Origin of the sequence: Kitasatospora sp. NPDC057738, from assembly GCF_042798815.1 — a bacterium.
Classification (GTDB): Bacteria; Actinomycetota; Actinomycetes; order Streptomycetales; family Streptomycetaceae; genus Kitasatospora; species Kitasatospora lactacystinica.
Map to the genome: position 1 here is coordinate 49,215 of NZ_JBHVJT010000021.1, position 23,861 is coordinate 73,075.

Genomic DNA, 23,861 nt, shown 5'->3' on the forward strand with positions numbered 1-23,861 from the left:
TGCGGGATTGGCTACCTTCGTGGGTACCTTCGGGGTCGTTGGGAAGTGAAAACTGTTCTCGCCCGCGGGGCGGTCTTTTCTCCCCGTCTCTCCGGACCCGTCGCTTCAGGTGCTGCGAGGATCCGTCAGGCCCTCGGCGGTCCGGTGGACCGTCAGCAGGGGCCGTTGTCGGTCCAGACGCCCCACTGGCCGCTCAGGCTCGGGTCGTCGCCCCTGGTCCACCACTTGTTGGTGTAGTAGTGGCCCTTCCACGAGACCTTGGTGCCGCCGGCCGCGTAGGTGGTGTTGGTGTCCCAGCTCGGGGCGGCCGGGCAGGAGGCCGGCGTGGTCGGGGTGCCGGTCGGGGTGCCCGTGGGGGTACCGGTCGGCGTACCCGTGGGGGTACCGGTCGGCGTGCCCGTGGGGGTGCCGGTGGAGGTCGGGGTCGGCGTGCCGGTCGGCGGGGCCGGGCAGGCGGACGCGGAGCCGTTGGTGGCGCTCACCATCTTGTCGAACAGGGCGGTCTTGGTGCCCAGGTCGTACAGCGAGAAGGCGAAGGAGCCGCCGAGGCCGTTGCAGTGCGCGTAGTCGAGCTTGGCCTGGATGGACTTGGCGTCCTCACCGCTCCAGAAGGTGTTGCCGTCGTAGAAGTACGTGGCCTGGGCCCCGTCGTCCCAGAAGGTCTTGGACGGGTTGTCGACGAAGCCCGCGAGCTCCTTGTACATCTGGATGCCGGGGACGTTGCCGGACATCGCCGCGCCGGCCGCCGGCTGGGTGGCGGGCTGGTACAGGCCGTGCTTGCCGTTGTCCTTCACGCCGGTCCAGCCGCGGTAGTAGAACGGCACACCCATGTTGATCTTGTTGGCGGGGAAGCCGCCGGGGATGCCGTACTCCTTGTCACCGACCGTCCACGCCTTGATCGCGTTGTCGATCGAGTACTTCCCGTTGCCCGGCTTGGCCGGGGTCGACGGGTCGTCCGGGGTCGAGTAGAGCGCGGCCTGGTGGTTGGTCGGCCCCTGGGCGTCCCAGCCGCCGTGCATGTCGTAGGTCATGACGTCGAGGAAGGTCAGGTACTGACCGACCTTGTCGGTCTCGACGTTCATGATCTTGTCCTGGCCGGCGCCGACCGCCGCCGACAGGGCGTAGGTCTTCTTGTCCGCCGCGCCCTGCGCGTCCAGCTGGGTGCGGAACTCCTTCAGCAGGGCGGTGAAGTTCTGCTTGTCCGCCGGGCTGGAGAGGTTGCCGGTGTGGCCGCCGCCGCCCGGGTACTCCCAGTCGATGTCGATGCCGTCGAAGACGCCGGCCGCCGAGCCCGGGCCGCCGAAGCCGGCGTCGCTGGGCAGGTTGCCCTTGATGAACATGTCGATGCAGGACGACACCAGGTGCTTGCGCGAGGCGTCCGTGGCGGAGGCCGGCGAGAAGTACTTGGAGTAGGTCCAACCGCCCAGCGAGAGCAGGACCTTGAGGTTCGGGTTCTTCGCCTTCAGCTTCTTCAGCTGGTTGAAGTTGCCCGCGATCGGCTGGTTCCAGACGTCGCCGACGCCGTCGACCGAGATGTCCGCGCCGAAGCTCTTCTGGTAGTCGGCGAACGCGTCGCCCGCGCCGTCACCCGCGTTCGGGTTGTTGTCGTTCCCGTCGGCGGCCTTGGTGGCCTCGAAACAGCCCAGGTCGGTCGGGTGGATGTTGGCGAAGGAGTAGATCATGTAGTCCAGGTTCTTGGCGACGCCGGTGTCCTGGATCGTCTTGGGGTAGTACGCGTTCGCGTAGACCGACCACTGGTCGAAGTAGGCGACCTTGATGCCGCCGCTGGTGGCGGGCGCGCCGGTGGAGTTGGTGGTCGCGGCGTTGGCCGCGCCGCCGCCGGACAGCGCGAGGCCGGCGCCGAGCAGCAGGGAGGCGGTGGTGCCGGCCGCGATGGCGGCCATGCTCTTCGGGCGGCGTCGGCGGCCGCCCTGCGGCGCCGGGGTCCCGGCCCTTTCAATGCGTGAGCGCAGCATGGGTGCGTGACTCCTGGTTGTGGGGGTTCCCGTCGTCCCGGGGGCGCGCGTCCGGGGTGGGGCCGGACGACCGGGACATGACAGGTGTGGGTGGGGAATCGAGCGGGATCAGACCATGACGGACTACCGGGATGTGCCGAACCGGCGCCCGCGGCACGAGGCCGCCGACGCCGGTTCAGGGGCTCCCTGCACCTGGGCAATAAAAATGGACTAGACCAACTCACCCGTCAAGGGGTGCCGTTGGGCCTTGAGACCCGCTTAAGGTTCCACCCCCGCGCTGAACTGGGCCGCCGCACCCCGGGACAGCCCCGGAGTCAGTAGCGGACGGCGTTGGCCACCTCGGCCTTGACCGTGCCGGAGAGGTCCCGGTGGGCGTGCGCGGTGGCCTGGGAGCTCTGCCCGACCGCCACGTCCTGAATGGTCACCGCGGCCGCGTCCAGCACCTTGCCCGACTCGTCGGTGAAGTTCACCTGGATCACGTACCGGTACGACTGCTGCCCGTGGTTGGTGACGGTCAGCGGCACCTGCGGCTTGCCGTCCGAACCGGTGGTCACCGCCCCGGCGGTGACGTCCCCCTTCGCGTCCAGCCCGCCCTTGATCCCGGAGACGGCCGAGGAGGCCGCCGACACCGCCGCCGAGGCCTGCGCCTCGACCGAGGCGATCGCGGACCCCGCCCCGCCGGCCGCCGAACCCAGCGCCGAGGCGGCGGAGGCGACGGCGCTCGCGCCCTTCTCCACCGCGGACGCCGCCGCGGAGGCCACGCCGCTCACGGTCTTCCCGGAGGAGGAACAGCCCGCGAGCGCCGCCGCGCCGACCACCGCCGCGACCAACACCCCCGCCACCGCCCGGCGTTGGTGACGCACCGGTGGTGCGTCCAGGTCCTGCGCGGTGACCCTCGGCGGGGTCGGGGAGCTGGCTCGGGTGAGCGGCTGGCGGTTCATGCGGTCCCTCGTTTCCGGTCGGCGCCGGGCTGCCCGGCACACCTCCACGCCCACCCTCCGAGGGCCGCGGGGCCGCCGCCAGCAGGGCTGCTGCCTCCGGGTGAGCCGAGCCGGGACAGCGCGTCAGGACAGCCCCGAGCCCTCCTGGGAGTCCGACTCCACCGCAGCCCGCTCCTCGCGCAGCCGCACCAGGTGACGGCGCCGCGCGACGACGCCGTACGCCCCGGCGGCGCTCGCCACGAAGGAGGCCAGGCCGAGCCACGGCCGGTCGAAGACGTGGCCGGTCAGGTGGTCCAGCGAGTACCGGCCGGCGCCCGCCAGGCCGAGCGCCAGGCCGGTCGCACCGAGGAAGGCCGGGTACTCGTAGCCGCCGGACATCGCGAAGAAGCCGGCCGGGGCGTGCACCGACACCGCGCCCGCCATCGTCCCCGCCACCACCGCGCCGGCCGCCGGGGTGGCCAGCCCGGCCACCAGCAGCGCGCCGCCGCCCGCCTCGCCGAGGCCGGCCGCCAGCGCGCTCTGCCGGGCCGGGTGGAAACCCATCTGCTCCATGGCGTGGGTGGCGCCCTCCAGGCCGCCGCCCCCGAACCAGCCGAACAGCTTCTGGGTGCCGTGCGCGATCAGCACGCCGCCGACCGCGCCGCGCAGGGCCAGCAGGCCCAGGTCCTTACGGTTCAGGCACATGTCGCATCCTCGCTTCCGCGGCGGAGTGACCCCGCTCGGTGACAGTGGTGACGGTCCTGCCTCCATAGCAACCGAGGGCGCCCGTGCCTTCGAGCCGGGGCCGCCATCCGGGCGAATTCGGCCGCGACCGGGAATGACCGGGAATGAACCGCCGGCGGGTGATCCACGCCGCGCCCGGCCGCGGGGCGTGGCGGACCGGCCGCCCGGGGCCCCGAGGTCATGCTTGGCCCATGTTCGTCTTCAACCTGGGCAGCGCCTTCATCACCTTCTTCGCCGTGGTCGGCCCGCCGAAGACCCTGCTGGCCTTCGCCCGGCTGGCCGGGACCCGCAGCAACCGGGAGCTGCGCCGGCTGGCCGCGCTGAGCACGGCCATCGCGGCGGTGATCGGCCTGGTGCTCGGCTTCGGGGCCGACGAGCTGACCACCCTCTTCCACATCAGCGACCAGTCGCTCCAGCTCGCGGGCGGGGCGATCTTCTTCGTCTACGCCGTCGCCCTGGTCTTCGGCGTCCACCTCGGCTCGGACGCCGACGACGACGAACACCTGTCGAACCCGCTGGTGGACGGCATCCGCGAACTGCTGCTGCCGTACATCGCCAGCCCGCTCGCCATCACGGCCGTCCTGGTCGCCTCGCTCAACCAGGACAACCTGGGCTGGAAGGCCGCCGTCGCCGGGGCGTACGTGGCCGTCGCGGTGATCAACTACCTCTGTGTGGCGGTGCTCGCGCCGCTGATGCGACGCACCCACCGCACCTCGCTGGAGGTGCTGTCCCGGCTGCTCGGGCTGCTGCTGGCGGCGGTCGGCGTCGAACTGTTCCTGGAGGGCCTGGCCGGGCTGGGAGTGCACCTGCCGGACGGGCACTGAGCCCGCCACCGCACCCGCGCCAGGGCCCGACGGGCGCCGAACGGCGCTCACCGGCGCTGAACGGCGCCGAGCCCGGCGCCCGCCCGGGTCAGCCGGCCGCGAGGCGTGCCAGCACCTCGCCGATCCGCCCGCGGACCAGTGGATCGGCGACCAGCCCGTCCGGGCCGACCGCGCCGCGCTCCAGCGGAAGCCGGACGCAGGCCTCGTCCAGCACGGCCGCGCCGGTGTAGCCGAGGACGGTGCGCAGGGTGGCCTCGGCCCCCTGGCCGCGGCCCGGACCGGCGGCGTTGATCCAGCCGGTGGGCTTGTCCGAGATCTCGATCCCGCCGACCGTCCAGTCCAGCAGGTTCTTGAACGCACCCGGCAGCGTCCCGGCGTACTCGGGGGTGCAGACCAGCAGCGCGTCGGCCGCCTCGATCGCGGCCCGCAGCTCGGCCACCGGCTCCGGCAGCGGGTCGGTGTCGTGGTCCGGGTTGAAGTGCGGCAGCCCGGCCAGCCCGGCGTAGTACGTGGTCCGCAGGCCCGGGGCGGCCGCGGCCACGGCGGCCGCGGTGCGCAGCACGGTCTCGTTGGTGGAACCGGCTCGCAGGCTCCCGGGCAGCAGCAGGATGTGGCGCTCGTTCGGCATGCCGGGCAACCTACTCCTTGACGTCCGCGTCAAGGACAGCCGCCCGCCGCCCGCCGCCCGCCACCGGTCATCGGCACCGGCCATCGGCACCGGCCGTGGACCAGCGGCAACGACAGCGGCAGCGGCAGCGGTCAGCGCGGCACCACCGGCCGCCAGGGCACCGGACTGGAGAGGATCATCGAGCTGGACGGCTGGCCGTAGCTTCCGAGCCGGTCGCACACCGCCTCGAACTCGGCCATCGTCGACACCGCGACCAGCAGCACGCAGCACGCCCCGCCGGTGACCCGGTGCAGCTGGACCACCTCCGGCCAGGTCGGCACCTCCGGATCGCGCAGCACGCAGCGCGGGCCGTAGCACTGGATCTGGACCAGCGCGGTGATCGGCAGCCCGGCCCGGGTGAGGTCCACGTGGGCGTGGTAGCCGCTGATCACCCCCTCGGATTCCAGCCGGCGGACCCGTTCGGCCACCGCGGGTGCGGACAGGCTCACCCGGCGGGAGAGTTCGTTGTACGAGAGCCGGGCGTCGGCCTGGAGCTCGGCGAGCAGGCGGCGGTCAACGGCGTCCAAGGCGACCTCCCGGGTGGTCGGGATCAAGGGATTTCCATTCGTAAAGCGAATCGGCGGAACGCATCGCGAACAACAGCTCCGAAGGCGGTTGCGATGCCCGTCGACCATTCAAACGGGGGGCACCGCCGCCGCACAATGGGCACCCGGTGGAACCCGGCAGTCCGGCTGGTTCACCGGACCGGGCGATGCGGCCCGGAGGATCAGGAGGATCGGGATGGGGCACGACACGGTGGAGACACCCAACCTGTCGTTCGGTCGGGGCGGAGCACCGGGCCGGGGCACCCCGTACGCCCAGTACGTGCGCCTGGAGGAGCTGCACGGCCTGCAGCACCCGCGCAGCAAGGAGCCGGCCGAGCTGTCGTTCATCGTCGCCACCCAGGTGATGGAGCTGCTGTTCGACCTGCTGCGGCACGAGTGGACGCTCGCCCGGCAGGCACTGCGCGAGGACGACCTGCCCGCCGCGCTGGCCGCGCTGCGCCGGGGCACCCACGTGCAGGACGTACTGGTGGAGTCCTGGGACCTGCTGGCCACCATGACCCCGCACGAGTTCAACTCCTTCCGCTCGCTGTTCGGCGAGGCCTCCGGCTTCCAGTCCGCCGCCTTCCTGCGGCTGGAGTTCCTGCTCGGCAACAAGAACGCCGCGCTGCTGAAGATGTACGACGGGATGCCCGACACCCAGGCCGAGCTGACCGAGGCCCTGCGCTCCCCCGGCCTGTACGACGAGGCGCTGGCGCTGCTGGCGCGCCGCGGCCTGGCCCCGCACCGGGCGCCCTCCGAGGAGCGCCACCAGCCGTCCGCGGAGGTCGAGGCGGCCTGGCGGCGGGTGTACACCGAGCCGGAGTTCGCCGCGCTCCAGCCGCTCGGCGAGGCCCTGCTGGACGTGGCCGAGCGGGTCACCCGCTGGCGCCAGCGCCACCTCTCGGCGGTCAAGCGGACCATGGGCGGCAAGCCCGGCTCGGGCGGCTCCAGCGGACTGACCTGGCTGCGCAAGTCGGCCGAGCAGGACGTGTTCCCGGAGCTGTGGACGATCCGGGACGGGCTGTGACGGAGCGGGCCGTGACGGAGCTCGATGCGACAAAGCGTGATGCGACAGAGCGCGATGCGACGGGACGGGCAGGGACGGAGCGGGCTGTGAGCGAGGGGAACGAGAGGACGGGCATGACCACGCGCGAGGACTGCGCGGCGCTGGACGCCGTCGACCCGCTGGCGGCGTTCCGCAAGGAGTTCGCCCTGCGGGACGGGGTGATCTACCTGGACGGCAACTCGCTGGGCGCACTGCCGGTGCGCACGCCCGAGCGGGTGCGCCGGGTGGTCGAGGAGGAGTGGGGCCGGGAGCTGATCCGCAGCTGGAACGACGCCGGCTGGTTCGAGCAGCCGTACCGGCTGGGGCGGCGGATCGCGCCGCTGATCGGCGCCGGTCCGGCGGAAGTGGTCGTCTGCGACACCACCTCGGTCAATCTCTTCAAGGTGCTGTCGGCCGCGCTGCGGCTGCGCCCGGGCCGGCGCACCGTGCTCGGTGACGCCGAGGCCTTCCCCACCGACCTGTACATCGCCGAGGGCGTGACCGGTCTGGTCGAGGGCTCGCGCAGCGCGCTGATCCGCCCCGAGGAGCTGGACCGGCACCTGGACGGGGACGTCGCCGCGGTCGTCCTCTCCCACGTGGACTACCGCACCGGCGAGTTGCTGGACATGCCCGGCATCACCGCCCGGGTGCAGGCCGCGGGCGCCCTGATGATCTGGGACGTGTGCCACTCGGTGGGCGCGCTGCCGGTCGAACTCGGCGCCGCCGGCGCGGACTTCGCGGTCGGCTGCACCTACAAGTACCTCAACGGCGGCCCCGGTTCGCCGGCCTTCCTGTACGTCGCCGAGCGGCACCTGGCGGCCGGCCCGCTCCAGCCGCTGAGCGGCTGGTTCGGCCACGCCCGGCCGTTCGCCTTCGAGCCCGGGTACGAACCGAAGCCGGGCATCGGCCGGTTCCTCACCAGCTCGCCCTCGCTGCTCGGCCAGGCCGCCCTCGACGCCTCGCTGGACGTCTGGGAGCGGGTCGACCCGGCGGCGGTGCGGGCGAAGAGCCTGGCGCTGACCGACCTGTTCGTCTCGCTGACCGAGGGGCTGGACGGTGTCGAGGTGGCGACCCCGCGCGAGCACGCCCGGCGGGGCAGTCAGGTCGCGCTGCGGCACGCCGACGGCTACCCGGTGGTGCAGGCCCTGATCGAGCGCGGGGTGATCGGCGACTTCCGCGCACCGGACCTGATGCGCTTCGGCTTCACGCCGCTCTACGTGTCGTACACCGAGGTCTGGGACGCGGCCCGGCAGCTGGCCGAGGTGCTGGAGAGCGGTGAGTGGCGGGCGGAGCGTTTCTCCCGCCGGGGCGAGGTGACGTAGGCCGGGGACCGGGACCGGGCCCGCCTCCTTTGCCATTAATAATGCGCAGCATTAATCTTGCTCGCATGGCAAGGACATCGGCGGGCCACGAGACCCGCGAGAGGCTGCTGCGCGCGGCGGAGGAACTCTTCGCCGCCCGCGGTGTGGAAGCCGCCCTGACCAGGGACATCACCCGACTGGCCGGACAGAGCAACCCGTCCGCCGTGCAGTACCACTTCGGCTCCCGCGAGGGCCTGCTCGACGCGATCATGGCCGGCCGCCAGGAACGCGCCGAGCAGGCCCTCGCGCCGCGTCTGCCCGCCCTCGCGGACGCGGACCTGCCCGGACTGCTCGGCGCCCTGGTCGCGGCCGAGGCCACCGAGCTGCGCACCGAACAGGGCCGGCACTGCCTGCGGATCTCCGCGCAGGTCAGCCACAACAGCGGCGTCCGCACCCGGACCCCGCACCCGACGCTGGCCGGCGGCGGCTACTGGCGCCTGATCGAGCTGGTCGAGGACCGGATCTCCGCGCTGCCGGAGCCGATCCGGCTGGAACGGATCGACCTGGTCCTCACCCTGATCGGCGCGGCCCTCGCCGACCGGGCGCAGCAGTACCTCACCGGCTCCACCCCCCTGACGGACGAGGAGACCTTCCTCGCCGACCTGGTGACGATGTCCGCCGCCATGCTCTCCTCCCCCACCCCCCGAAGGAGCAGGTCATGAACGACCTCACCGGCAAGACCGTCATCGTCACCGGCGGCGCCCGCGGCCTGGGCGCCGAGGCCGCCCGGCTCGCCGTCGCGTCCGGCGCCAACGTGGTGATCACCGACGTCCTGGAGGAGGACGGCAGGACCGTCGCCGCCGAACTCGGCGAGCGGGCGCGGTTCGTGCGCCACGACGTGACCTCCGAGGAGGACTGGCAGCGCGTGGTGGACTTCGCGGTGGCGGAGTTCGGCGCCCTGCACGGCCTGGTCAACAACGCGGGGATCTCCACCGGCACGCTGCTCGCGGACGAGAGCGTCGAGCACTTCCGCAAGGTCCTGGACATCAACCTGACCGGCGTGTTCATCGGCATGAAGACCGCCGTCCCGGCGATGCGCGCGGCCGGCGGCGGCTCGATCGTCAACATCTCCTCGGCGGCCGGCCTGATGGGCCTGGCGCTGACCGCCGGCTACGGCGCCTCCAAGTGGGGCGTGCGCGGCCTCAGCAAGATCGGCGCGGTCGAGCTGGGCACCGAGCGGATCCGGGTCAACTCGGTGCACCCGGGCATGACCTACACCCCGATGACCGCCTCGGTCGGCATCCGGCGCGGTGAGGGCAACTACCCCAACACCCCGATGGGCCGGGTCGGCGAGGCGTCCGAGATCGCCGGCGCCGTGGTCTACCTGCTCTCCGACGACTCCTCCTACGTCACCGGCGCCGAGCTGGCGGTGGACGGCGGCTGGACCGCCGGCCCGACCGTCAAGTACGTCATGGGGCAGTGAGCCCCGCGGCCGCCCGGGCCGCCGTGACGCAGGTCATGTCCGGGCCGAGTTCGACCGGCATCACCTCCGGGGAAGCTTCCGACCGACGGAACGTCATACCCTGGGGAGGTAGCGCGTGACCCTCGCACTCGGCCCGCTCAAGCCCGAACCTGCCCCGCTGCTCCTCGGCCTGGCACTGTTCTTCCTGCTGCTGTGGCTGCTCGGCCGCCACCTGCTCCCCCGGATCGAACGAGTGCAGTCCGAACGCTGGGAGGCCACCGAGGGCCGCACCGAACGCGCAGAAGCCCTGCTCGCCGAGGCCGAGGCCACCCGGGAGGCCCGCCTGCGGGAGCTGGCCGAGGCCCGCCACGAGGCGGCCCGGATCCGGGAGGAGTACTCCGAGCGCGGCGCGGCGGCGATGGTCGCGGCCCGCGCGGAGGGCATCCGCGACCGGGACGAACTGCTCGCCACCGGTCGCGCCCGGATCGCCGCCGACCGGGCCGAGGCGGCCCGCCTGCTGCGGCAGGACGTCGGCGAGCTGGCAGTCGCCCTGGCCGGCCGGGTGATCGGCGAACCGGTGGACGCCGTCGCCGCACAGCGCCGCACGGTGGAGCGCTTCTTCGAGGCGAACTAGCGGAGCCGGCCGGCTCTCGCCGACCCGCCGTCGGCCCGCCGTCAGCTCATGGTCAGCTCCTCGTCAGCTCCTCGACCAGCGCGCGGTACGCCGCGAAGGCCGGCTTGGGCGTGTAGTCGTCGCGCACCAGGCCGAAGTGCGGGAACAGCCCGGCGCCCGCACTGTCCGCGTCCCGCAGGGCGAAGAACGCGTATCCGGTGACATTGAGTTCGGTGGCGAGCCCGGCGACCGTCCGGACCACCTCCGCCACCACCTCGGCCTGCCGCGCCTCGCTCCGCCCGGGGCCGGTGGGCCAGCCGTTCTCGCAGATCCGCAGCGGAACACCGGGCCCGATCCCGGCTCCGGGCAGCGTGTCCCGGCGGAAGCCGGTGAGCACCGCCCGTACCGCGTCGGCGAGTCGACCGGGTGGGACGGGACGGAAGACGTCCGGGAAGAAGTCCAGGCCGACGTAGTCCAGGGCACGGTGGAAGCGTTCGTCGGCGAGCCGGCCGAGCTCGGGCCAGAAGGTGTCCGCGGGGTCGAAGGAGGGCACCGCGTTGAAGCCGACGGCCAGCCGGTCGAATCCCCGGGCCAACGCCTCCTCCTTCGCCGCGATCACGCCCTCGACCAGCGCCCGGCGGACGTTGGGGATGCTGCCGTCCACGGGCGGGAGGTCCAGGTTGGGCTCCTCGCAGATCTGGAGCAGCCCGAGGCGGTGCCCCTCCGCGCGGACCGTCCGCCGGACGAAGTCCAGCCAGCCCGCCAACTCCCCGCCGCGATCCCGGTACTGGACCACCAGGTCGAGCCGGCGTCCCTCGACGGCGTACTGCTCGGGCCGCGCGGGGGTGTGCTCGCCGCCCGGGTACGAGCGGTAGGCGCGGACCAGGAACTCCGCCGCACCGCACTGGAGTTCGCGCAGGGCGGCGGTGATCCGCGCCGGGTCGTCGGGGCGGACGGGCGCGATCACGCCGGTGTCGTCACCGGCCAGTCCGCCGGGGTAGATGCCGAAGGTGAAGGTCATGCCGTCACCGTAGCGGATATTTTTGGTGTCACTGTAACTTTGGAGTGACACCATGCACTGCGGATAGGATCCGGCCATGGGACTTCGCGAACTCAAGAAGCAGCAGACCCGGGAGCTGCTCTCCGACACCGCCATGGGCCTGTTCGCCGAACGCGGCTTCGACCGGGTCACGGTGGTCGAGGTGGCCCGGGCCGCCGGGGTCTCGCCGAACACGGTCTTCAACTACTTCCCCACCAAGGAGGACCTGTTCTTCGACCGGCAGGAGGAGGTCGTCGCCCACCTGGCCGAGGTGGTCCGGCGCCGCCCCGCGGGCAGCCCGGCCGTGGACGCCGTCCGGGCCGACCTGCTGGCGGCCTTCGCGAGCGGGGAGCCGACGGTCGGGCTGCACCCGGGGATGGCGGCGTTCTGGCGGATCGTCGAGGACAGCGCCGCACTCCGGGCCCGGCTGCTGGAGCTCGGCGAACGGGCCGAGGCGGCACTCGCGGCCGCCCTGGCCGAGGAGTCGGGAGCCGCACCGGAGGACCCGCTCCCCCGGATCGTGGCCGGAGCCGTCACCGGGGCCCACCGGGCGGTGCTCGGCGAGATCCGGCGGGCCATGGTGGCCGGGGAGCCCGCCGAAGCCGTGCGGGCCCGGGTCGAGGCGGCGGTCGACCGGGCCTTCGGCCTGCTCGCCTCGGGCCTCGCCCACTACCCGGCGCAGCGGTAGGCGGCCGGGCCGGGGCCGGGGAACGGCGCGCCGGAGGAAACGGGAGACGCGAACGGGGCCGCGAAGGGGACGGGCCCGGGCCGGGGGCCGGGCCCGGGGCGGGGCCGGGCCTGGGGCGAAACCGGGATGGCGCAGGCCGCCCGGTCGAGTCGACCCGGGCGGCCTGCGCCGCTGTTCGGCTGTTCGGCTGTTCGGCCCCTCAACTCTTCAGCCGTACGGACCGTCAGCCGTGGCGGCCGCGACGACGGCGGGCGGCCAGCACGGCCAGGCCGCCGAGGCCGAGCAGGCCGACGCCCGCCACGCCGAAGACCACCGGGGCGTTGCCCGCGCCGGTGGAGGGCAACTCACCGCCGCCACCGGGGTGGTGGCTGGTCGGCTGCCCGGTCGGACGGTGACTGGTCGGGGCCGGACCGGCACTCGACGTCGTCGCACTGGCCGACGGCGAGGTGGGCGCGGGCGAGGTCGGCGACGGGGACGTGGGGGTCGGAGAGGTCGGCGACGGCGACGGCGACGTGGGGGACGGTGAGGTCGGCGAGGGCGACGTCGGGCTCGGAGACGTCGGGGACGGCGAGGTCGGCGAGGGCGAAGGCGTCGGTGAGGTCGGCGACGGGCTGGGCGTCACGACGCAGTCCGGCAGGTCGCCGTCGAACGGGTAGCTGTGGATCTCGTAGCCGCCGGTGCCGGTGTGGATCAGGTTGCCCGCCAGGTACACCCGGCCGTTCATGCCCGGCTGGGCGATGGTCGTGGTGCCGCCGGGGTTGCCGGCCATGACCGAGCCCTGGAACTGGGCGCTGCCGAGGATCTGCGCCGAGGTCGCGGTCGGGAAGTTGTACATGAGCTTCGAGCGCATGTCGGTGGTCTGGTCGCCGGCCAGCCCGGTACCGGTGTAGGTGTTGATGATCGGGCTGTCCCCGAGCATGTTCACCACGACGGTGGCGCCGGCCGGGATGTTGTTGAAGACCAGGCCGATCTGCCCGCCGGACGGCGAGGCGAGGTTCTGGGTGACGTTGAAGACCTGCTTCATGCTGGTCCCGTCACCGGTGAAGGTCGCCTGACTGGAGGAGATGTCGACGGTGCCGGTCGCGGTGGCCCGGCCGACGCAGTCGGAGACCTCCTCGATCTGGGTCAGCACCGTCTGGTACGGCGCGGCGGCGTTCGGATCCTGGATCGACTCGCCGGTGGGGTCGATGTTCACGGTGCCGGTGACGGAGCCCGCGTGCCGCAGGTTGCCGAAGGCCGGCCCGTGCGAGTCGCTGCCGCCGATCAGGATCGCGTTGCCGGTCACCACGTCGACGTTGCCGCCGGTGGTCACGAAGTCGCTGCCGTTCGGCGGCACCACGCGCGAACCGACACCGACGACGCCCATGTTGTAGATGCCGCCGCCGTTCTTGTCGACGGTCAGGTTCCCCAGCGCGACGATCTTGCCCTCGGCCTCCGCGGCCCGGCCGTTCACGGTGTAGTTGCCACCGGTGAAGACGTTGATGGTGGAGTCGCGGCCGGTGAAGTCGCCGTTGTTGGGCGGCGGCCAGGTGGCGGGGCAGTCGGGTCCCGTGCAGGCGCCCAGCGGCGGGGCCAGCGGAGCGGCCGAACCGACCGTCAGCACCGCGGCCAGCGGCAGCGCGGTGACGGCGGTCGCCACCGCGATCCTGACGGCCCGGCGCCCGCGCGTCGCCGGGGTTCTCACGGCGGTCGTTCTGTGATCCGGCGAACCGGTGGCCTGATCCATCGACAATTCCTCCGTGCACGAGAAAAGGGCGAGACCGGATGACCCGCCACGTTCCATATGATCTGCTGGCGATCCCATAGATCCGGGATATCCAATACCAAAACGGACTTATCGCAGCCTACAGACCCTCAGATCGGATCTGAAACTCATACGTACGGAGCAGGGATCCCCAGGGCGGGCGCCGACCGGCGGCGAGGGCCTAGGTTGGGAGGCATGACCACCGAGGCCCAGGAACAGAGCGCGCCGCTCGTCTCCGTCGCGTCCGCCGACGCCGTACTGCGGCACCCCGAGGCGGGCGAACACCTGCTGACCGCCATGGAGCGGGAACGCGCCGCGCGCTTCCGGCACGAGTCCGGTCGGATCGACTTCACCGCCGGGCACCTGCTGGTCCGGCTCTGCGCCGCCCGGCTGCTCGACGTACCGGTGGCCGGCCTCGTCCTCGCCCAGCAGTGCCCGGACTGCGGGCTCGCCGACCACGGCAAGCCCTACCTGCCGGACCACCCCGGGGTGCACGTCAGCCTGTCGCACACCCGGGGCGTGGTCGCCGCCGGCGCCGGGTTCCAGCCGGTCGGGGTCGACGTCGAGCTGTCCGACCGGGGCGGCTCGCTGCGTTCGGTCGCCCGCCGGGTGCTGGCCCCGGCCGAGCTCGCCCTGGTCGAGGCCGACCCGGAGCCGGAGCAGGCCTTCCTGCGGCTCTGGGTGCGCAAGGAATCGCTGATCAAGATCGGACGGGCCACCCTGGACACCCTCGGCCGGGTCGACCTCTCCGCCCTGCCGCTGTCCGTCCCGCCGGGCCCGCCGCTGCGCAGCCGGTGGGAGGACCTGCACCTGCTCGACTGGACCGACCCGGAGCACGCCGCCGCCGTGGGCGCCGTCAGCACCGCCCCGCCCCGGATCGTGGAGCTCACGGCGGCGGGCTGAACGGCCGGGCCGGAGGGGGCTCGACGCCGGGCCGGGACGGGACAGGACGGGCGCCGGGACGGGACGGGACGGGCGCCGGGCCGAGTACCGGGCCGGAGCGGGCTCCCCGGCGCCCACCCGCGCGGTGGGCCGGGAAATAAGCGGTGTTAGCGTGCCTGGTCGTGGGCACGCCGAACGCGGGTGCCCGCCCACCAGCTGCCCACCGGATCCAAAGGGTGCCCCGCCATGGCCAAGTTCCTGCTGAGCCTGCACGTCCTCGTGTCGGTCCTGTTCATAGGCCCGGTCGCGGTGGCCGTCAGCATGTTCCCGCGCCGGGCGAAGGCCGCGCTGGCCGGAGGCCCGGACCGGGCCTCCGACGCCGGCGTGCTGCGCGTGCTGCACCGGATCACCCAGGTCTACGCGCTGCTCGGGGTCGCGGTGCCGGTGCTGGGCATCGGCCTGGCCCAGGTGATGGACGTCCTCGGGCAGTCCTGGGTGATCGTCTCGATGGTGCTGACCGCGATCGCCGCGCTCGCCCTGCTGCTCTTCGTGCTGCCCGGCCAGCAGGCCGCGGTGGACGCGCTCGAACTCGACCCGTCGGACGAGCAGCACACCAAGGCCGTCGGCGGCCTGAAGATGCTGCCGATGACCGCCGGGGTGTTCAACCTGCTGTGGGCCGTGGTCGTGGTGCTCATGGTCATCCGCCCGGGGTCGAGCACCGGCGTCTGAGGCCCTGCTCCCCCGGCCCCTCCCGCTCTCCCGGTTCCTCGCGGCTTCTCCCGGCTTCCCTTGAGCTCTCCGGTCCCCTGCTCCCGCCGCGCCCTCCCGACCGTCGCGCCCCCTCCCGCCGACCGGGCCCGTTCGAGTACCGTCCTGGGCCATGACGATCATGGCGGGCATGGGCAGCCCGACGGGAACCGGCGTCGGCCCGCTGCTGCGCGGCTGGCGGGAACGACGGCAGCTCAGCCAGCTGCAACTGGCACTGCGGGCGGACTCCTCGGCCCGCCACCTCAGCTTCGTCGAGAACGGCCGCTCCCGGCCGAGCCGCGAGCTGGTGCTGCGACTGGCCGAGCAGCTGGACGTCCCGGTGCGCGAGCGCAACACCCTGCTGCTGGCGGCCGGTTACGCCCCGCACTACCGCGAGACACCGCTGGACGACCCGTCGATGGCCGCGCTGCGCGGCGGGCTGGAACGGCTGCTGGCCGCCCACGACCCGTACCCGGCGGTCGTGGTCGACGGGTCCTTCCGGGTGCTGGCGGCCAACCGCTCGCTCGGGCTGCTCATCAACGGCGTCGCCCCTCACCTGCTGGAACCGCCGTTCAACGCGATCCGCGTCACCCTGCACCCCGACGGGCTGGCTCCGCGCATCGTCAACCTGCCGCAGTGGCGGCAGCACCTGCTGGAGCGGATGGAACGGCAGCTGGAGCTGGTCCGCGCCGAGCCGCTGCGCCGGCTGTACGAGGAGGTCCGAAGCTACCCCGAACCGCCCGTCGAGGACCCGGCGGGTGGACCTGACGGGAACGGACCGGCCGGGAACGGTCCGGCCGCGGGCGGACCCGTCACGGGCGGACCGGCCGTCGACGGGTTCCCGTTCGCGCTGCCGATGCGGATCCGGCACGAGGGACGGGTGCTCTCCTTCCTCTCCACCATCGCGACCTTCAACACGCCGGTGGACGTCACCGTCTCCGAGCTGGCCATGGAGACCTTCCTCCCCGCCGACACGGAGACGGCACGGTTCCTGCAGGCCGCCGTCGGGCCCGAACGCTAGGCCCGCTCGCGGGCCTCCCGCCGCAGGGCGGTGAACTGGAGGACGGCGAACAGGGCCACCGCCGCGGCCTGCACCGGGATCCAGACGGACCCGGCGGTGGTCGGCTCCAGCCACACCTCCATCGCGACCAGGCTGAGCACCACCCAGGCGAGGTTGACGTCGATCACGGTCCGCACCCCGAGCACCGGCGGCCGCCGGCGTGCGGCCAGCGCGCCGACCGCGAGCGCGTAGCCGAGGAGCAGCAGCCCGACATCGACCAGGGTGGTGCGGCCGGCGCCGAGCAGTTCGCCGAGCGGGCCGGAGAGGGCCAGGTAGGCCAGGCCGTTGCCGCCGGTGACCAGGGCGTCCAGGGCGAGGGCGCCGCGCACCGTCCGGGGCGAGAAGACGGAACCGGGCCTGGCGGGGGTGAGGGTGTTCACGTGGGCGGACACGGCGGATCGCCTCCTGTCGGGGGTGGGAGCCCGGGACCGTGGCGGCCGCACCGGGTGCCACCACCCTGCCCGGTGCGGCGGCGGCCGTCGATTACCCCGCGGGTAACGGCCGTCGCGCACCCGGCGGGAATTGTCAGACACGCCCTACGGCCTCCGGGGCGGCTGCCGGAGCAGCACGCCCGCCCGCTTCACCGCGCGGGCGGTGATGGTGGTCTCGGCGCGGGCGACGCCGAGCGGGCCGAGGACGTCGGTGAGGAAGCGGTACAGCTCGCCGTGGTCCGGGCAGAACACCGTGGCCAGCAGGTTGGCCGGACCGCTGGTGGCGAACACCCCGTGCACCTGCGGGTGACGGGCCAGCGCCGCCCCGACCTCGGCGATCCGGCCGGGCGGCACGTCCAGCCAGAGGTTGGCGTCCACGGCCATGCCGAGCAGCCGCGGGTCCACGGTGGCGTGGGTGCGCAGCAGCCCCGCCCCGTCGAGCCGGTGCAGCCGGCGGCGCACCGTGGACTCGGGCGCGCCGACGGCCGCGGCCAGCACGGCGTGGGACTGCCGGGCGTCCTCGCCCAGCCGCTCCAGCAGCGCGCGGTCGAGGCCGTCCAGCGGCGGGGGTGCGGCGGGGCGCGGGACGGCGGGCCGGGCGAGCGCCTCGGCCTCCTCCTCGGTCAGGTGCCCGGCCTGCCACTGCCCGGCGTCGGCGAAGGCGTGCAGCACCGCGTGGGTGGTGGTCTCGGTGACGGCGCCGGTCGCGGGCAGCTGCCCGTACAGCAGCCGGTCGCGGGAACCGGCGTCGGTGAGCATCACGGCGCCGACCTCGTGGCCGCCGAGCATCACGTCGACGAACGGGACGTCGGGGCGGTCGGCGAGGGCCTGGGCGATGGCGTCCACCCGGCCGCTCAGCACCCGGACCCGCAGCAGCAGCGCGCCCACGGCCGCGTCCTCGACGTCCGGCAGCCGGACCACCCGCAGCACCCCGGCCTGCCGCATCCGGCCCAGCCGGCGGGTGACCGTCCGCGCGGACACGCCCAGGACCTCGGCGATCCGGCCGGGCTCGGCCCGTCCGTCCACCTGGAGGGCGCACACCAGGCGGCGGTCGAGGACGTCCAGCACACTGTCCGGATCGGCGGTGGAGAGGTCCATGGTGTCCGATCCCCGTCACCCTCGGCGGCTTCTGCGTCCTGTTCGGCAGCCCTGACGGTACTCCTTGTCCCGGGCGGCCGGAGCACACCGGCCCCGAGCCCCGGCCGGAAGCTCCGGTCGGAAGCTCCACTCGGGCGCCGGCCCGGGGGCTCCGGTCGGGGCGCCGGCCCGGGGTGAGGAATCGAGGAGGAGTCACCGTGACGAACGAACTGTGGACGCTGGCGGAGGGTGTGGAGGCCGCGGTGCGGGAGGTCGGTGCGGGGCTGGCCGCACGCCGGTCCGCCGACCCGGTCACCGCCCGGACCGCCGAGGAGGCGGCGGCCCGCTTCGCCGAGCTGGACGGCCCGGCCGCCGCCGTACTGCGGGAGCGGCTGACGGCGCTGCACCCGCAGGCCGGCTGGGTGCCCGAGGAGCTGGACGGGTCGGTGCCCGCCGAGGGCGAGTGGTGGCTGTGCGACGCGACCGACGGCGCGGTGCAGTACCTGCTCGGGCAGCCGCACTGGGCGGTGACCGCCACGCTGGTCCGGGACGGCGCGGCGGTGCTGGCCGTGGTGCACGCCCCGGAACAGGACGGCCGCACCTACCGGGCGGTGCTCGGCGGCGGCGCCGAGCTGGACGGACGGCCGATCGCGCCCCTGGAGCGGGAGTTGGCCGTCACCGTCGCCGCCACCAGCCAGCCGCCCCGGGTGGCCGCCGACCCGGTGGCGCTGCGCCGGGCGGGCGAGTCGCTGTCCGCGATGGCGGGTGCCGTCCTGGCGGTGCGCAACCTCGGCCCCACCGCGCTCCAGGTGGCCCAGGTCGGCTCCGGCCACCTGGCGCTGTTCTGGGAGTACGGCCTCGACGCGGGCAACCTGCTGCCCGGCGCGCTGATCGCGCGCGAGGCGGGCGCCGCGGTGACGGACGCCGCCGGGTCGGCCTGGACGACCGGCTCCGACGGCTTCCTCGCCGCCGCGCCCGGGCTGCACGCCCGGGCGCTGGAACTGCTGCGGACAGTGCGGTGATCAGTCCTCGGGCTTGATGCCGAAGAGGGCGGCCGCGTTGTCGTGGCAGACCGCCCGCAGCCACTCCTCCCCCAGCCCCAGCCCGGCCAGCGCCTCCAGCTGGTGCACGTACCGGTACGGGATGTTGGGGAAGTCGCTGCCGAGCAGGACGCGCTCCCGGAGCCCGCGCAGGCGCGGCAGCTCCCCGCGCGGGAACGGGACGTCGGCCTCGGCGAAGTCGGTGAACGCGATGGTGGTGTCCAGCCGGACGGCCGGGTGGCGCTCGGCCAGGTCGAGGAAGCCGCGGTACTCGGGCATCCCGAGGTGGGCGACCACCAGGACCAGACCGGGGTGCCGCTCCAGCACCGCGCCGATCGGGCCGGGGCCGGTGAACCTGCCCGGCACCGGCCCGGACCCGCAGTGGGTGACCACCGGGGTGCCGGTCTCGGCGAGCAGCCCCCAGACCTCGTCCAGCAGCGGATCCGCCGGATCGTAGCCGCCGACCTGGAGGTGCGCCTTGAACACCCGGGCACCGTCCTCGATCGCCCGGGCCACGTAGCCGGGCGCCCCGGGCTCGGGGAAGAAAGTCGCGGTGTGCAGGCACTCCGGGGTGCGGGCGGCGAATTCGGCGGCCCAGGCGTTCAGCCAGCCGGCCATGCCGGGCTTGTGCGGGTAGAGCATGGACGTGAACGCCCGGACGCCGAAGTCCCGCAGCCGGCGGACCCGTTGTTCCTCCGCCTCGCGGTAGGTGATCGGCCAGGGCCGGTTCACCAGCGGACCGGCCGCGTCGAAGTACGCCCACACCTTGTCGAGGACGTTCTTCGGCATGAAGTGGGTGTGCACGTCGATCAGCCCGGGCAGGCCGAGCTCCTGCCAGAACCGCCGTACGCCGTCCGCTTCCTGACCGCCCGCCCGGTCCTGGTCGTTCTCCCGACCCTGGTCGCTCGCGCGGTCCTGGTCGCTTGCCCGGTCCTGACCGCTCACACGATCACCGGGCGGGCGCGGTCGATGATCGCCGCGGTGTCGACCCCGGCCGGCAGGGTGCCGAAGGCCGCGCCGTGGTCGCCGCCCAGCCGGCTCGCGCAGAACGCGTCGGCCACCGCCGGGCTGCCGTACCGGACCAGCAGCGAGCCCTGGAACGCCAGCGCCATCGACTCGACCAGCCGGCGGGTGCGGTACTCCAGGTCGCCCAGGTCGGTCAGCTCCTTGCGCAGCGCGGCGACGGCCGCGTCCAGCCGGCGGTCCGCGCCCGCCGCGGCGTCGAGTTCGCCCAGGAAGGCCTCGACGCTCTCCGGACGCTTGGCCATGGCACGCAGCGCGTCCAGGGCGGCGACGTTGCCGGAGCCCTCCCAGATCGACACCAGCGGCGCCTCCCGGTAGAGCCGGGGCATCCCGGACTCCTCGACGTAGCCGTTGCCGCCCAGGCACTCCAGCGCCTCGGCGGAGTGCGCCGGACCGCGCTTGCACACCCAGTACTTGGCCACCGCGAGGCCCAGCCGCCGGACCAGCGCCTCGTTCCCGTCCCCGGCGAGGGTCAGGTCGGTGGCCCGGGCGAGCCGCATGGCCGTGATCGTGGCCGCCTCGGACTCCACCACCAGGTCGGCGAGCACGTTGCGCATCAGCGGTTGGTCGACCAGCGCCTTGCCGAACGCCCGCCGGTGCAGGGCGTGGTGGACCGCCCGGGTGGCGCCGTAGCGCATGCCGGAGGCCGCGCCGATGGTGCAGTCCAGCCGGGTCATGTTGACCATCTCGATGATGGTCGGGACGCCCCGGCCCTCCTCGCCGACCAGCAGGCCGACCGCGCCGTCGTACTCCAGCTCGGCCGAGGCGTTGGACTTGTTGCCGAGCTTGTCCTTGAGCCGCATCAGCTGGAGGCGGTTGCGGCTGCCGTCCGGCAGGACGCGCGGCAGCACGAAGCAGCTGAGGCCGCCCGGGGCCTGGGCGAGGGTCAGGAAGAGGTCGGACATCGGCGCCGAGGTGAACCACTTGTGGCCGGTGAGCCGGTAGGTACCGTCGGCGTGCGGAACGGCGGTGGTGGTGTTGGTGCGGACGTCCGAGCCGCCCTGCTTCTCCGTCATCGACATGCCGGCGATCAGCCCGCGCTTGGTGCGCGGCTCGCGCAGCCCGAAGTCGTACTCCCGCGCGGCCAGCAGCGGCTCCAGCTCGGCGGCCAGCGCCGGGTTGGCGCGCAGCGCCGGGACGGCGGCGTAGGTCATCGAGACCGGGCAGGTGTGACCGGCCTCGACCTGGCCCCAGACGAAGAACCTGGCGGCACGGGCGGAGTGGGCACCGGGGCGCTCGTCGCGCCAGGGCGCGGCGTGCAGGCCGTACGAGACGGCGGTGCGCATCAGCTCGTGCCAGGCCGGGTGGAACTCGACCTCGTCGATGCGGTGGCCGAAGCGGTCGTGGGTGCGCAGCACCGGCGGGTTCTCGTTGGCCAGCCGGCCCCACTCGGCGGCCTGCTCGGAACCGGCCAGCCGGCCCAACTCGCGCAGCTCGGGCTCGGCCCAGCCGGCGTCGGCCCGCCGGAGGGCGTCGAGCAGGGTGGGGTCGGCGGCGGTGTCGTGGCCGTACGGCAGGGGCACCTGGTTGGTGACCTCATGCGTCGCTGTCATCGCGTCCTCCCAGGGCACGCAGGGTGAAGGAGACCAGGGCGGGGACCACCGCGGCGCTGTCGCTCCTGATGGCGCCGCCGGCGGTGCTGCTGGTGGTGGTACTGCTGCTTTGGGTGGTGCTGCTGGTGGTGGTGCTGCTGCTTGTGGTGCCGTCGCCGCGCTCGGGCGGCCCGGCGGCGGCGACCGGTGCGGCCGCGAGCGGGCCGGCCAGGGCCTCGCCGGCCGCGCCGACCAGGGCGGCGGCGGTCAGCACCGGATCCTGCTCGGGCAGTTCGCCGCTCGCCACGGCGGCGGCGATCTCGGTGGCGATCACGTCCCGGAACGCCCGCCGGAAGACCAGGCGCTCCTCGTCCACGACCGCGTCGGCCGGCTCGACCAGCAGCGCGTACGCCAGCCGGGGCGCGCGCAGGGCACGGGCGGCGAAGGTCTCGACCACGGCGGCGATCCGCTGCCGCGGCGTGTCCCGGAGGGCGACGGCGGCGTTGACCGCGTCGATCTCGTGCGTGACCACCCGCCGGAAGAGCTGCACCGACAGCTCGGCCTTGCCGGAGAAGTGCTGGTAGAGGCTGCCGGTGGCGATCCCGGCGCGATCCGCCACGGCGGCCATCGTGCAGCCGCCGTAGCCGCGCTCGGCGAGCAGGCCGACCGCCGACTGGAGCACCGCTTCCCGCTGGGCGTCCAGGCGGGCTTGTACGGCGGGCGTGCGTCGGTAGGCCATGGAAGTATTGAAGCACTGATTCACTGCTTCGGGGAGGGGGCCGGCCAGGCCGTTCCCGGGCCCCGTTTCGCGCCCCGCGTCTCAGCCTCGCTTCCCGGCCCCGCGTCTCAGCCTCGCGTCCGCGCTTCCGGGACGACGCGAGGAGGCCGCCCCCTGGTACGCGGGGGGCGGCCTCCTCCTCGTGCTTCGTGGCGCGGCCTACTGCGCGCGAGCGCTACAGCGGGCGGCGCTCCTGCTCCAGCCGCTGGCCCTCGACGTCGAGCGGGCCGAACTCCGCGCCCGCCTGCGGCGACTTGGCGAGCGAACGGGCGGCGTCGGGGTCACCCAGGCCCGCCCACTCCAGCACCTTGGCGGTGGCCTCCGCCGACTGCGCGGCCGGCAGCTGCTCGATCTTCGAGCCGTGGTTGCCACCGGGCACGGTGTAGACGTAGCTGTCCTCGCTGCCCCGGCCGAGACGGAACGGCTTGGCGCCCCACGGGTCGTTGCCGCCGTAGACGTACATGATCCGCTCGCCCTCGCGCTTCACCCAGCGGTCGATGTCGGGCATCGCGTTCGGGTTGAAGACGGTCGGGATCTCCTTCGGCACGTAGCTGCGGACCGAGTAGAGCTCCTTGTAGTCGTAGTGCAGCACGCCATTGAGGTGCGAGACGTCGAAGAACGGCGCACCCAGCTCGGTCGCGGCCTGGTAGTAGTACGCGGTGTACTTCGCCAGCGACTGGTCGCTGTTGCCGGTGATGCCGGACTGCGAGTCGAACCAGGCGTACAGCTCGTCGTCGGTCGCGGTGGCGGCCACCGGGACCTTGGCGCAGTCGGCCTCCAGGCTGTACTGCCAGAACGCCCAGACCACGTCCAGCACGCCGGCCTCGTACGCACGGTCCGGGGTGCCGAGGGTGTTGAAGGTGGACCCGGCCGCCGTGTTGTCGGCGACGAAGCGGGCCTCCAGCCGGTCGCGGCGCACCAGCAGCTCACGCTGGGCGGCGTTCAGCCTGGCCCGGCACTCGGGGGTGCCGACGGTCCGGAAGAACTCGCTGTACGCCGCGTAGTCGTTGACGTTCGTGTTGTTCGGCGCGACGTAGGCGATCGTGCCGGCAACGTCGTCCGGGTAGAAGCGGCGGTAGAAGGTGGAGGACATGCCGCCCTTGCTGGCGCCGGTGGACAGCCACTCCTCCTGGTAGATCCGCTTGAGCGCGGTCACCAGCCGGTGCGAGTCCGCGGCACCCTGGCGGATGCCGGCCTTGGACCAGTCCGCCGGGTTCGGGCGGGAGGGGGTGAAGAACCGGTACTCGATGGACACCTGGTTGCCGTCCACCAGCCGGGTCGGCTCGGTGCGGGACGGGTTGGTGCCCAGGGTGTAGCCGTTGGTGTAGAAGACGGTCGGGCGGTCGTAGCCGCGGTGCAGCAGGCTGAAGCGCTGCTGGAAGGTGCCCAGCCAGGGGCGGTTGTGGTCGATCGGCTGGGTGTACGTGGCGATGAAGTAGCGGTGACCGGTGGTGGTCGGCTTCTCCTCGGTGATGGTCACCCCGGGGATCGCCGCCAGACGGTCCTTGATGTCGGCGGTCGGGTCGTCGGCGGGGCTCCGGCCGTGGCGGGACCCGTTGCCCTGGCCGTCCTGCGCCCCCTGGGCACCCTGCGCGCCCTGGCTGTCGGCGGCGGACGCCGGGCTCGCCAGGCCGCCGAACGCGAGCAGCGGTATCAGCAGGGCCGACACCATCAGCCTTCTCACGGTGGTGGTCATCAACTCTCCATCTGTTCAACTGACATG

General features: G+C 73.5%; 24 protein-coding genes. 11 read left to right on the forward strand and 13 right to left on the reverse strand.

Going from position 1 to position 23,861, the window contains the following annotated elements; all coding sequences use genetic code 11:
• Positions 1 to 152 precede the first annotated feature (152 nt).
• From ACFVGO_RS14215 to ACFVGO_RS14225, 3 genes are all read right to left on the reverse strand, one after another.
• Complete coding sequence (locus tag ACFVGO_RS14215) at positions 153 to 1,976, reverse strand: glycosyl hydrolase family 18 protein (protein WP_380631987.1); 1,824 nt, start codon at positions 1,974 to 1,976, stop codon at positions 153 to 155.
• 314 nt (positions 1,977 to 2,290) lie between these two features.
• Positions 2,291 to 2,917 (reverse strand): hypothetical protein, encoded by a 627-nt coding sequence (locus tag ACFVGO_RS14220; protein ID WP_359907169.1) that lies wholly within the window; start codon positions 2,915 to 2,917, stop codon positions 2,291 to 2,293.
• Positions 2,918 to 3,040: 123 nt separating this feature from the next.
• Positions 3,041 to 3,601 carry a DoxX family protein gene (locus ACFVGO_RS14225; RefSeq protein WP_359907172.1) on the reverse strand — a complete coding sequence of 187 codons (561 nt, stop codon included), beginning with the start codon at positions 3,599 to 3,601 and terminating at the stop codon, positions 3,041 to 3,043.
• Positions 3,602 to 3,831: 230 nt separating this feature from the next.
• Here ACFVGO_RS14225 and ACFVGO_RS14230 point away from each other — a divergent pair, with 230 nt between their 5' ends.
• The gene (locus tag ACFVGO_RS14230; protein WP_359907175.1) at positions 3,832 to 4,464 is read left to right on the forward strand and encodes a MarC family protein; all 633 of its coding nucleotides are present in this window, start codon (positions 3,832 to 3,834) and stop codon (positions 4,462 to 4,464) included.
• An 88-nt stretch (positions 4,465 to 4,552) separates the two neighbouring features.
• Here ACFVGO_RS14230 and ACFVGO_RS14235 read toward each other — a convergent pair whose 3' ends face one another.
• Both ACFVGO_RS14235 and ACFVGO_RS14240 read right to left on the reverse strand, forming a co-directional pair.
• Positions 4,553 to 5,092 carry an NADPH-dependent FMN reductase gene (locus tag ACFVGO_RS14235; RefSeq protein WP_359907178.1) on the reverse strand — a complete coding sequence of 180 codons (540 nt, stop codon included), beginning with the start codon at positions 5,090 to 5,092 and terminating at the stop codon, positions 4,553 to 4,555.
• 131 nt (positions 5,093 to 5,223) lie between these two features.
• Positions 5,224 to 5,685 (reverse strand): Lrp/AsnC family transcriptional regulator, encoded by a 462-nt coding sequence (locus tag ACFVGO_RS14240; protein WP_359907181.1) that lies wholly within the window; start codon positions 5,683 to 5,685, stop codon positions 5,224 to 5,226.
• A gap of 187 nt (positions 5,686 to 5,872) precedes the next feature.
• Between ACFVGO_RS14240 and ACFVGO_RS14245 the strand changes: the two genes are divergently transcribed.
• From ACFVGO_RS14245 to ACFVGO_RS14265, 5 genes are all read left to right on the forward strand, one after another.
• On the forward strand, positions 5,873 to 6,703 hold the full coding sequence (locus ACFVGO_RS14245) for a tryptophan 2,3-dioxygenase family protein (RefSeq protein ID WP_359907183.1): 831 nt from the start codon (positions 5,873 to 5,875) through the stop codon (positions 6,701 to 6,703).
• A gap of 113 nt (positions 6,704 to 6,816) precedes the next feature.
• A complete protein-coding gene (gene kynU / locus ACFVGO_RS14250; RefSeq protein ID WP_380631991.1) occupies positions 6,817 to 8,043 on the forward strand; it encodes a kynureninase in 1,227 nt (408 codons plus the stop codon).
• A gap of 65 nt (positions 8,044 to 8,108) precedes the next feature.
• Positions 8,109 to 8,744, forward strand: a complete 636-nt coding sequence (locus ACFVGO_RS14255) for a TetR family transcriptional regulator (protein WP_380631993.1) — start codon at positions 8,109 to 8,111, stop codon at positions 8,742 to 8,744.
• On the forward strand, positions 8,741 to 9,505 hold the full coding sequence (locus ACFVGO_RS14260) for an SDR family oxidoreductase (protein WP_380631995.1): 765 nt from the start codon (positions 8,741 to 8,743) through the stop codon (positions 9,503 to 9,505). The genes ACFVGO_RS14255 and ACFVGO_RS14260 overlap by 4 nt, the downstream gene beginning before the upstream one ends.
• A gap of 115 nt (positions 9,506 to 9,620) precedes the next feature.
• A complete protein-coding gene (locus tag ACFVGO_RS14265) occupies positions 9,621 to 10,118 on the forward strand; it encodes a F0F1 ATP synthase subunit B (RefSeq protein WP_359907193.1) in 498 nt (165 codons plus the stop codon).
• Positions 10,119 to 10,170: 52 nt separating this feature from the next.
• Here the strand turns inward: ACFVGO_RS14265 and ACFVGO_RS14270 are convergent, their stop codons facing one another.
• A complete protein-coding gene (locus tag ACFVGO_RS14270; protein ID WP_380631997.1) occupies positions 10,171 to 11,118 on the reverse strand; it encodes a hypothetical protein in 948 nt (315 codons plus the stop codon).
• A 76-nt stretch (positions 11,119 to 11,194) separates the two neighbouring features.
• Here ACFVGO_RS14270 and ACFVGO_RS14275 point away from each other — a divergent pair, with 76 nt between their 5' ends.
• Positions 11,195 to 11,824 (forward strand): TetR family transcriptional regulator, encoded by a 630-nt coding sequence (locus tag ACFVGO_RS14275; RefSeq protein WP_359907199.1) that lies wholly within the window; start codon positions 11,195 to 11,197, stop codon positions 11,822 to 11,824.
• A 223-nt stretch (positions 11,825 to 12,047) separates the two neighbouring features.
• On the opposite strand, the gene ACFVGO_RS14280 is transcribed toward ACFVGO_RS14275, so the two are convergent.
• A complete protein-coding gene (locus ACFVGO_RS14280; RefSeq protein WP_380632000.1) occupies positions 12,048 to 13,463 on the reverse strand; it encodes a choice-of-anchor A family protein in 1,416 nt (471 codons plus the stop codon).
• Between the two features lie 300 nt (positions 13,464 to 13,763).
• On the opposite strand from ACFVGO_RS14280, the gene ACFVGO_RS14285 reads away from it, so the two are divergent.
• The 3 genes from ACFVGO_RS14285 (at position 13,764) to ACFVGO_RS14295 (ending at position 16,218) form a co-directional block, all read left to right on the forward strand.
• Positions 13,764 to 14,471, forward strand: a complete 708-nt coding sequence (locus ACFVGO_RS14285; RefSeq protein WP_359907205.1) for a 4'-phosphopantetheinyl transferase superfamily protein — start codon at positions 13,764 to 13,766, stop codon at positions 14,469 to 14,471.
• A gap of 225 nt (positions 14,472 to 14,696) precedes the next feature.
• Positions 14,697 to 15,179 carry a hypothetical protein gene (locus tag ACFVGO_RS14290; RefSeq protein WP_359907208.1) on the forward strand — a complete coding sequence of 161 codons (483 nt, stop codon included), beginning with the start codon at positions 14,697 to 14,699 and terminating at the stop codon, positions 15,177 to 15,179.
• Positions 15,180 to 15,330: 151 nt separating this feature from the next.
• Entirely contained in the window at positions 15,331 to 16,218 is an 888-nt protein-coding gene (locus tag ACFVGO_RS14295) for a helix-turn-helix domain-containing protein (RefSeq protein ID WP_380353423.1), read from the forward strand.
• On the opposite strand, the gene ACFVGO_RS14300 is transcribed toward ACFVGO_RS14295, so the two are convergent.
• Positions 16,215 to 16,637 (reverse strand): hypothetical protein, encoded by a 423-nt coding sequence (locus tag ACFVGO_RS14300; protein ID WP_380632040.1) that lies wholly within the window; start codon positions 16,635 to 16,637, stop codon positions 16,215 to 16,217. The two genes, ACFVGO_RS14295 and ACFVGO_RS14300, sit on opposite strands and share 4 nt — an antisense overlap.
• A gap of 156 nt (positions 16,638 to 16,793) precedes the next feature.
• Positions 16,794 to 17,786: an Lrp/AsnC family transcriptional regulator gene (locus tag ACFVGO_RS14305; RefSeq protein WP_380632003.1), complete on the reverse strand. Its 993-nt coding sequence runs from the start codon at positions 17,784 to 17,786 to the stop codon at positions 16,794 to 16,796.
• 197 nt (positions 17,787 to 17,983) lie between these two features.
• Here ACFVGO_RS14305 and ACFVGO_RS14310 point away from each other — a divergent pair, with 197 nt between their 5' ends.
• Positions 17,984 to 18,787 (forward strand): inositol monophosphatase family protein, encoded by an 804-nt coding sequence (locus tag ACFVGO_RS14310; RefSeq protein ID WP_359907219.1) that lies wholly within the window; start codon positions 17,984 to 17,986, stop codon positions 18,785 to 18,787.
• Here the strand turns inward: ACFVGO_RS14310 and ACFVGO_RS14315 are convergent, their stop codons facing one another.
• From ACFVGO_RS14315 to ACFVGO_RS14330, 4 genes are all read right to left on the reverse strand, one after another.
• The gene (locus ACFVGO_RS14315) at positions 18,788 to 19,627 is read right to left on the reverse strand and encodes an amidohydrolase family protein (RefSeq protein ID WP_359907261.1); all 840 of its coding nucleotides are present in this window, start codon (positions 19,625 to 19,627) and stop codon (positions 18,788 to 18,790) included.
• A 119-nt stretch (positions 19,628 to 19,746) separates the two neighbouring features.
• Entirely contained in the window at positions 19,747 to 21,381 is a 1,635-nt protein-coding gene (locus tag ACFVGO_RS14320) for an acyl-CoA dehydrogenase family protein (protein WP_380353430.1), read from the reverse strand.
• Positions 21,365 to 22,099: a TetR/AcrR family transcriptional regulator gene (locus ACFVGO_RS14325; RefSeq protein ID WP_380632006.1), complete on the reverse strand. Its 735-nt coding sequence runs from the start codon at positions 22,097 to 22,099 to the stop codon at positions 21,365 to 21,367. The genes ACFVGO_RS14320 and ACFVGO_RS14325 overlap by 17 nt, the downstream gene beginning before the upstream one ends.
• 214 nt (positions 22,100 to 22,313) lie before the next feature.
• Complete coding sequence (locus ACFVGO_RS14330) at positions 22,314 to 23,834, reverse strand: S28 family serine protease (RefSeq protein WP_359907227.1); 1,521 nt, start codon at positions 23,832 to 23,834, stop codon at positions 22,314 to 22,316.
• Positions 23,835 to 23,861: the final 27 nt, after the last annotated feature.

What these genes read in the sequence shown, in the direction of transcription:
- ACFVGO_RS14215 (WP_380631987.1), bottom strand. Translation starts at nt 1,976, where the DNA reads ATGCTGCGCTCACGCATTGAAAGGGCCGGGACCCCGGCGCCGCAGGGC.
- ACFVGO_RS14220 (WP_359907169.1), bottom strand. Translation starts at nt 2,917, where the DNA reads ATGAACCGCCAGCCGCTCACCCGAGCCAGCTCCCCGACCCCGCCGAGG.
- ACFVGO_RS14225 (WP_359907172.1), bottom strand. Translation starts at nt 3,601, where the DNA reads ATGTGCCTGAACCGTAAGGACCTGGGCCTGCTGGCCCTGCGCGGCGCG.
- ACFVGO_RS14230 (WP_359907175.1), top strand. Translation starts at nt 3,832, where the DNA reads ATGTTCGTCTTCAACCTGGGCAGCGCCTTCATCACCTTCTTCGCCGTG.
- ACFVGO_RS14235 (WP_359907178.1), bottom strand. Translation starts at nt 5,092, where the DNA reads ATGCCGAACGAGCGCCACATCCTGCTGCTGCCCGGGAGCCTGCGAGCC.
- ACFVGO_RS14245 (WP_359907183.1), top strand. Translation starts at nt 5,873, where the DNA reads ATGGGGCACGACACGGTGGAGACACCCAACCTGTCGTTCGGTCGGGGC.
- kynU (WP_380631991.1), top strand. Translation starts at nt 6,817, where the DNA reads ATGACCACGCGCGAGGACTGCGCGGCGCTGGACGCCGTCGACCCGCTG.
- ACFVGO_RS14255 (WP_380631993.1), top strand. Translation starts at nt 8,109, where the DNA reads ATGGCAAGGACATCGGCGGGCCACGAGACCCGCGAGAGGCTGCTGCGC.
- ACFVGO_RS14260 (WP_380631995.1), top strand. Translation starts at nt 8,741, where the DNA reads ATGAACGACCTCACCGGCAAGACCGTCATCGTCACCGGCGGCGCCCGC.
- ACFVGO_RS14270 (WP_380631997.1), bottom strand. Translation starts at nt 11,118, where the DNA reads ATGACCTTCACCTTCGGCATCTACCCCGGCGGACTGGCCGGTGACGAC.
- ACFVGO_RS14275 (WP_359907199.1), top strand. Translation starts at nt 11,195, where the DNA reads ATGGGACTTCGCGAACTCAAGAAGCAGCAGACCCGGGAGCTGCTCTCC.
- ACFVGO_RS14285 (WP_359907205.1), top strand. Translation starts at nt 13,764, where the DNA reads ATGACCACCGAGGCCCAGGAACAGAGCGCGCCGCTCGTCTCCGTCGCG.
- ACFVGO_RS14290 (WP_359907208.1), top strand. Translation starts at nt 14,697, where the DNA reads ATGGCCAAGTTCCTGCTGAGCCTGCACGTCCTCGTGTCGGTCCTGTTC.
- ACFVGO_RS14295 (WP_380353423.1), top strand. Translation starts at nt 15,331, where the DNA reads ATGACGATCATGGCGGGCATGGGCAGCCCGACGGGAACCGGCGTCGGC.
- ACFVGO_RS14305 (WP_380632003.1), bottom strand. Translation starts at nt 17,786, where the DNA reads ATGGACCTCTCCACCGCCGATCCGGACAGTGTGCTGGACGTCCTCGAC.
- ACFVGO_RS14320 (WP_380353430.1), bottom strand. Translation starts at nt 21,381, where the DNA reads ATGACAGCGACGCATGAGGTCACCAACCAGGTGCCCCTGCCGTACGGC.
- ACFVGO_RS14325 (WP_380632006.1), bottom strand. Translation starts at nt 22,099, where the DNA reads ATGGCCTACCGACGCACGCCCGCCGTACAAGCCCGCCTGGACGCCCAG.
- ACFVGO_RS14330 (WP_359907227.1), bottom strand. Translation starts at nt 23,834, where the DNA reads ATGACCACCACCGTGAGAAGGCTGATGGTGTCGGCCCTGCTGATACCG.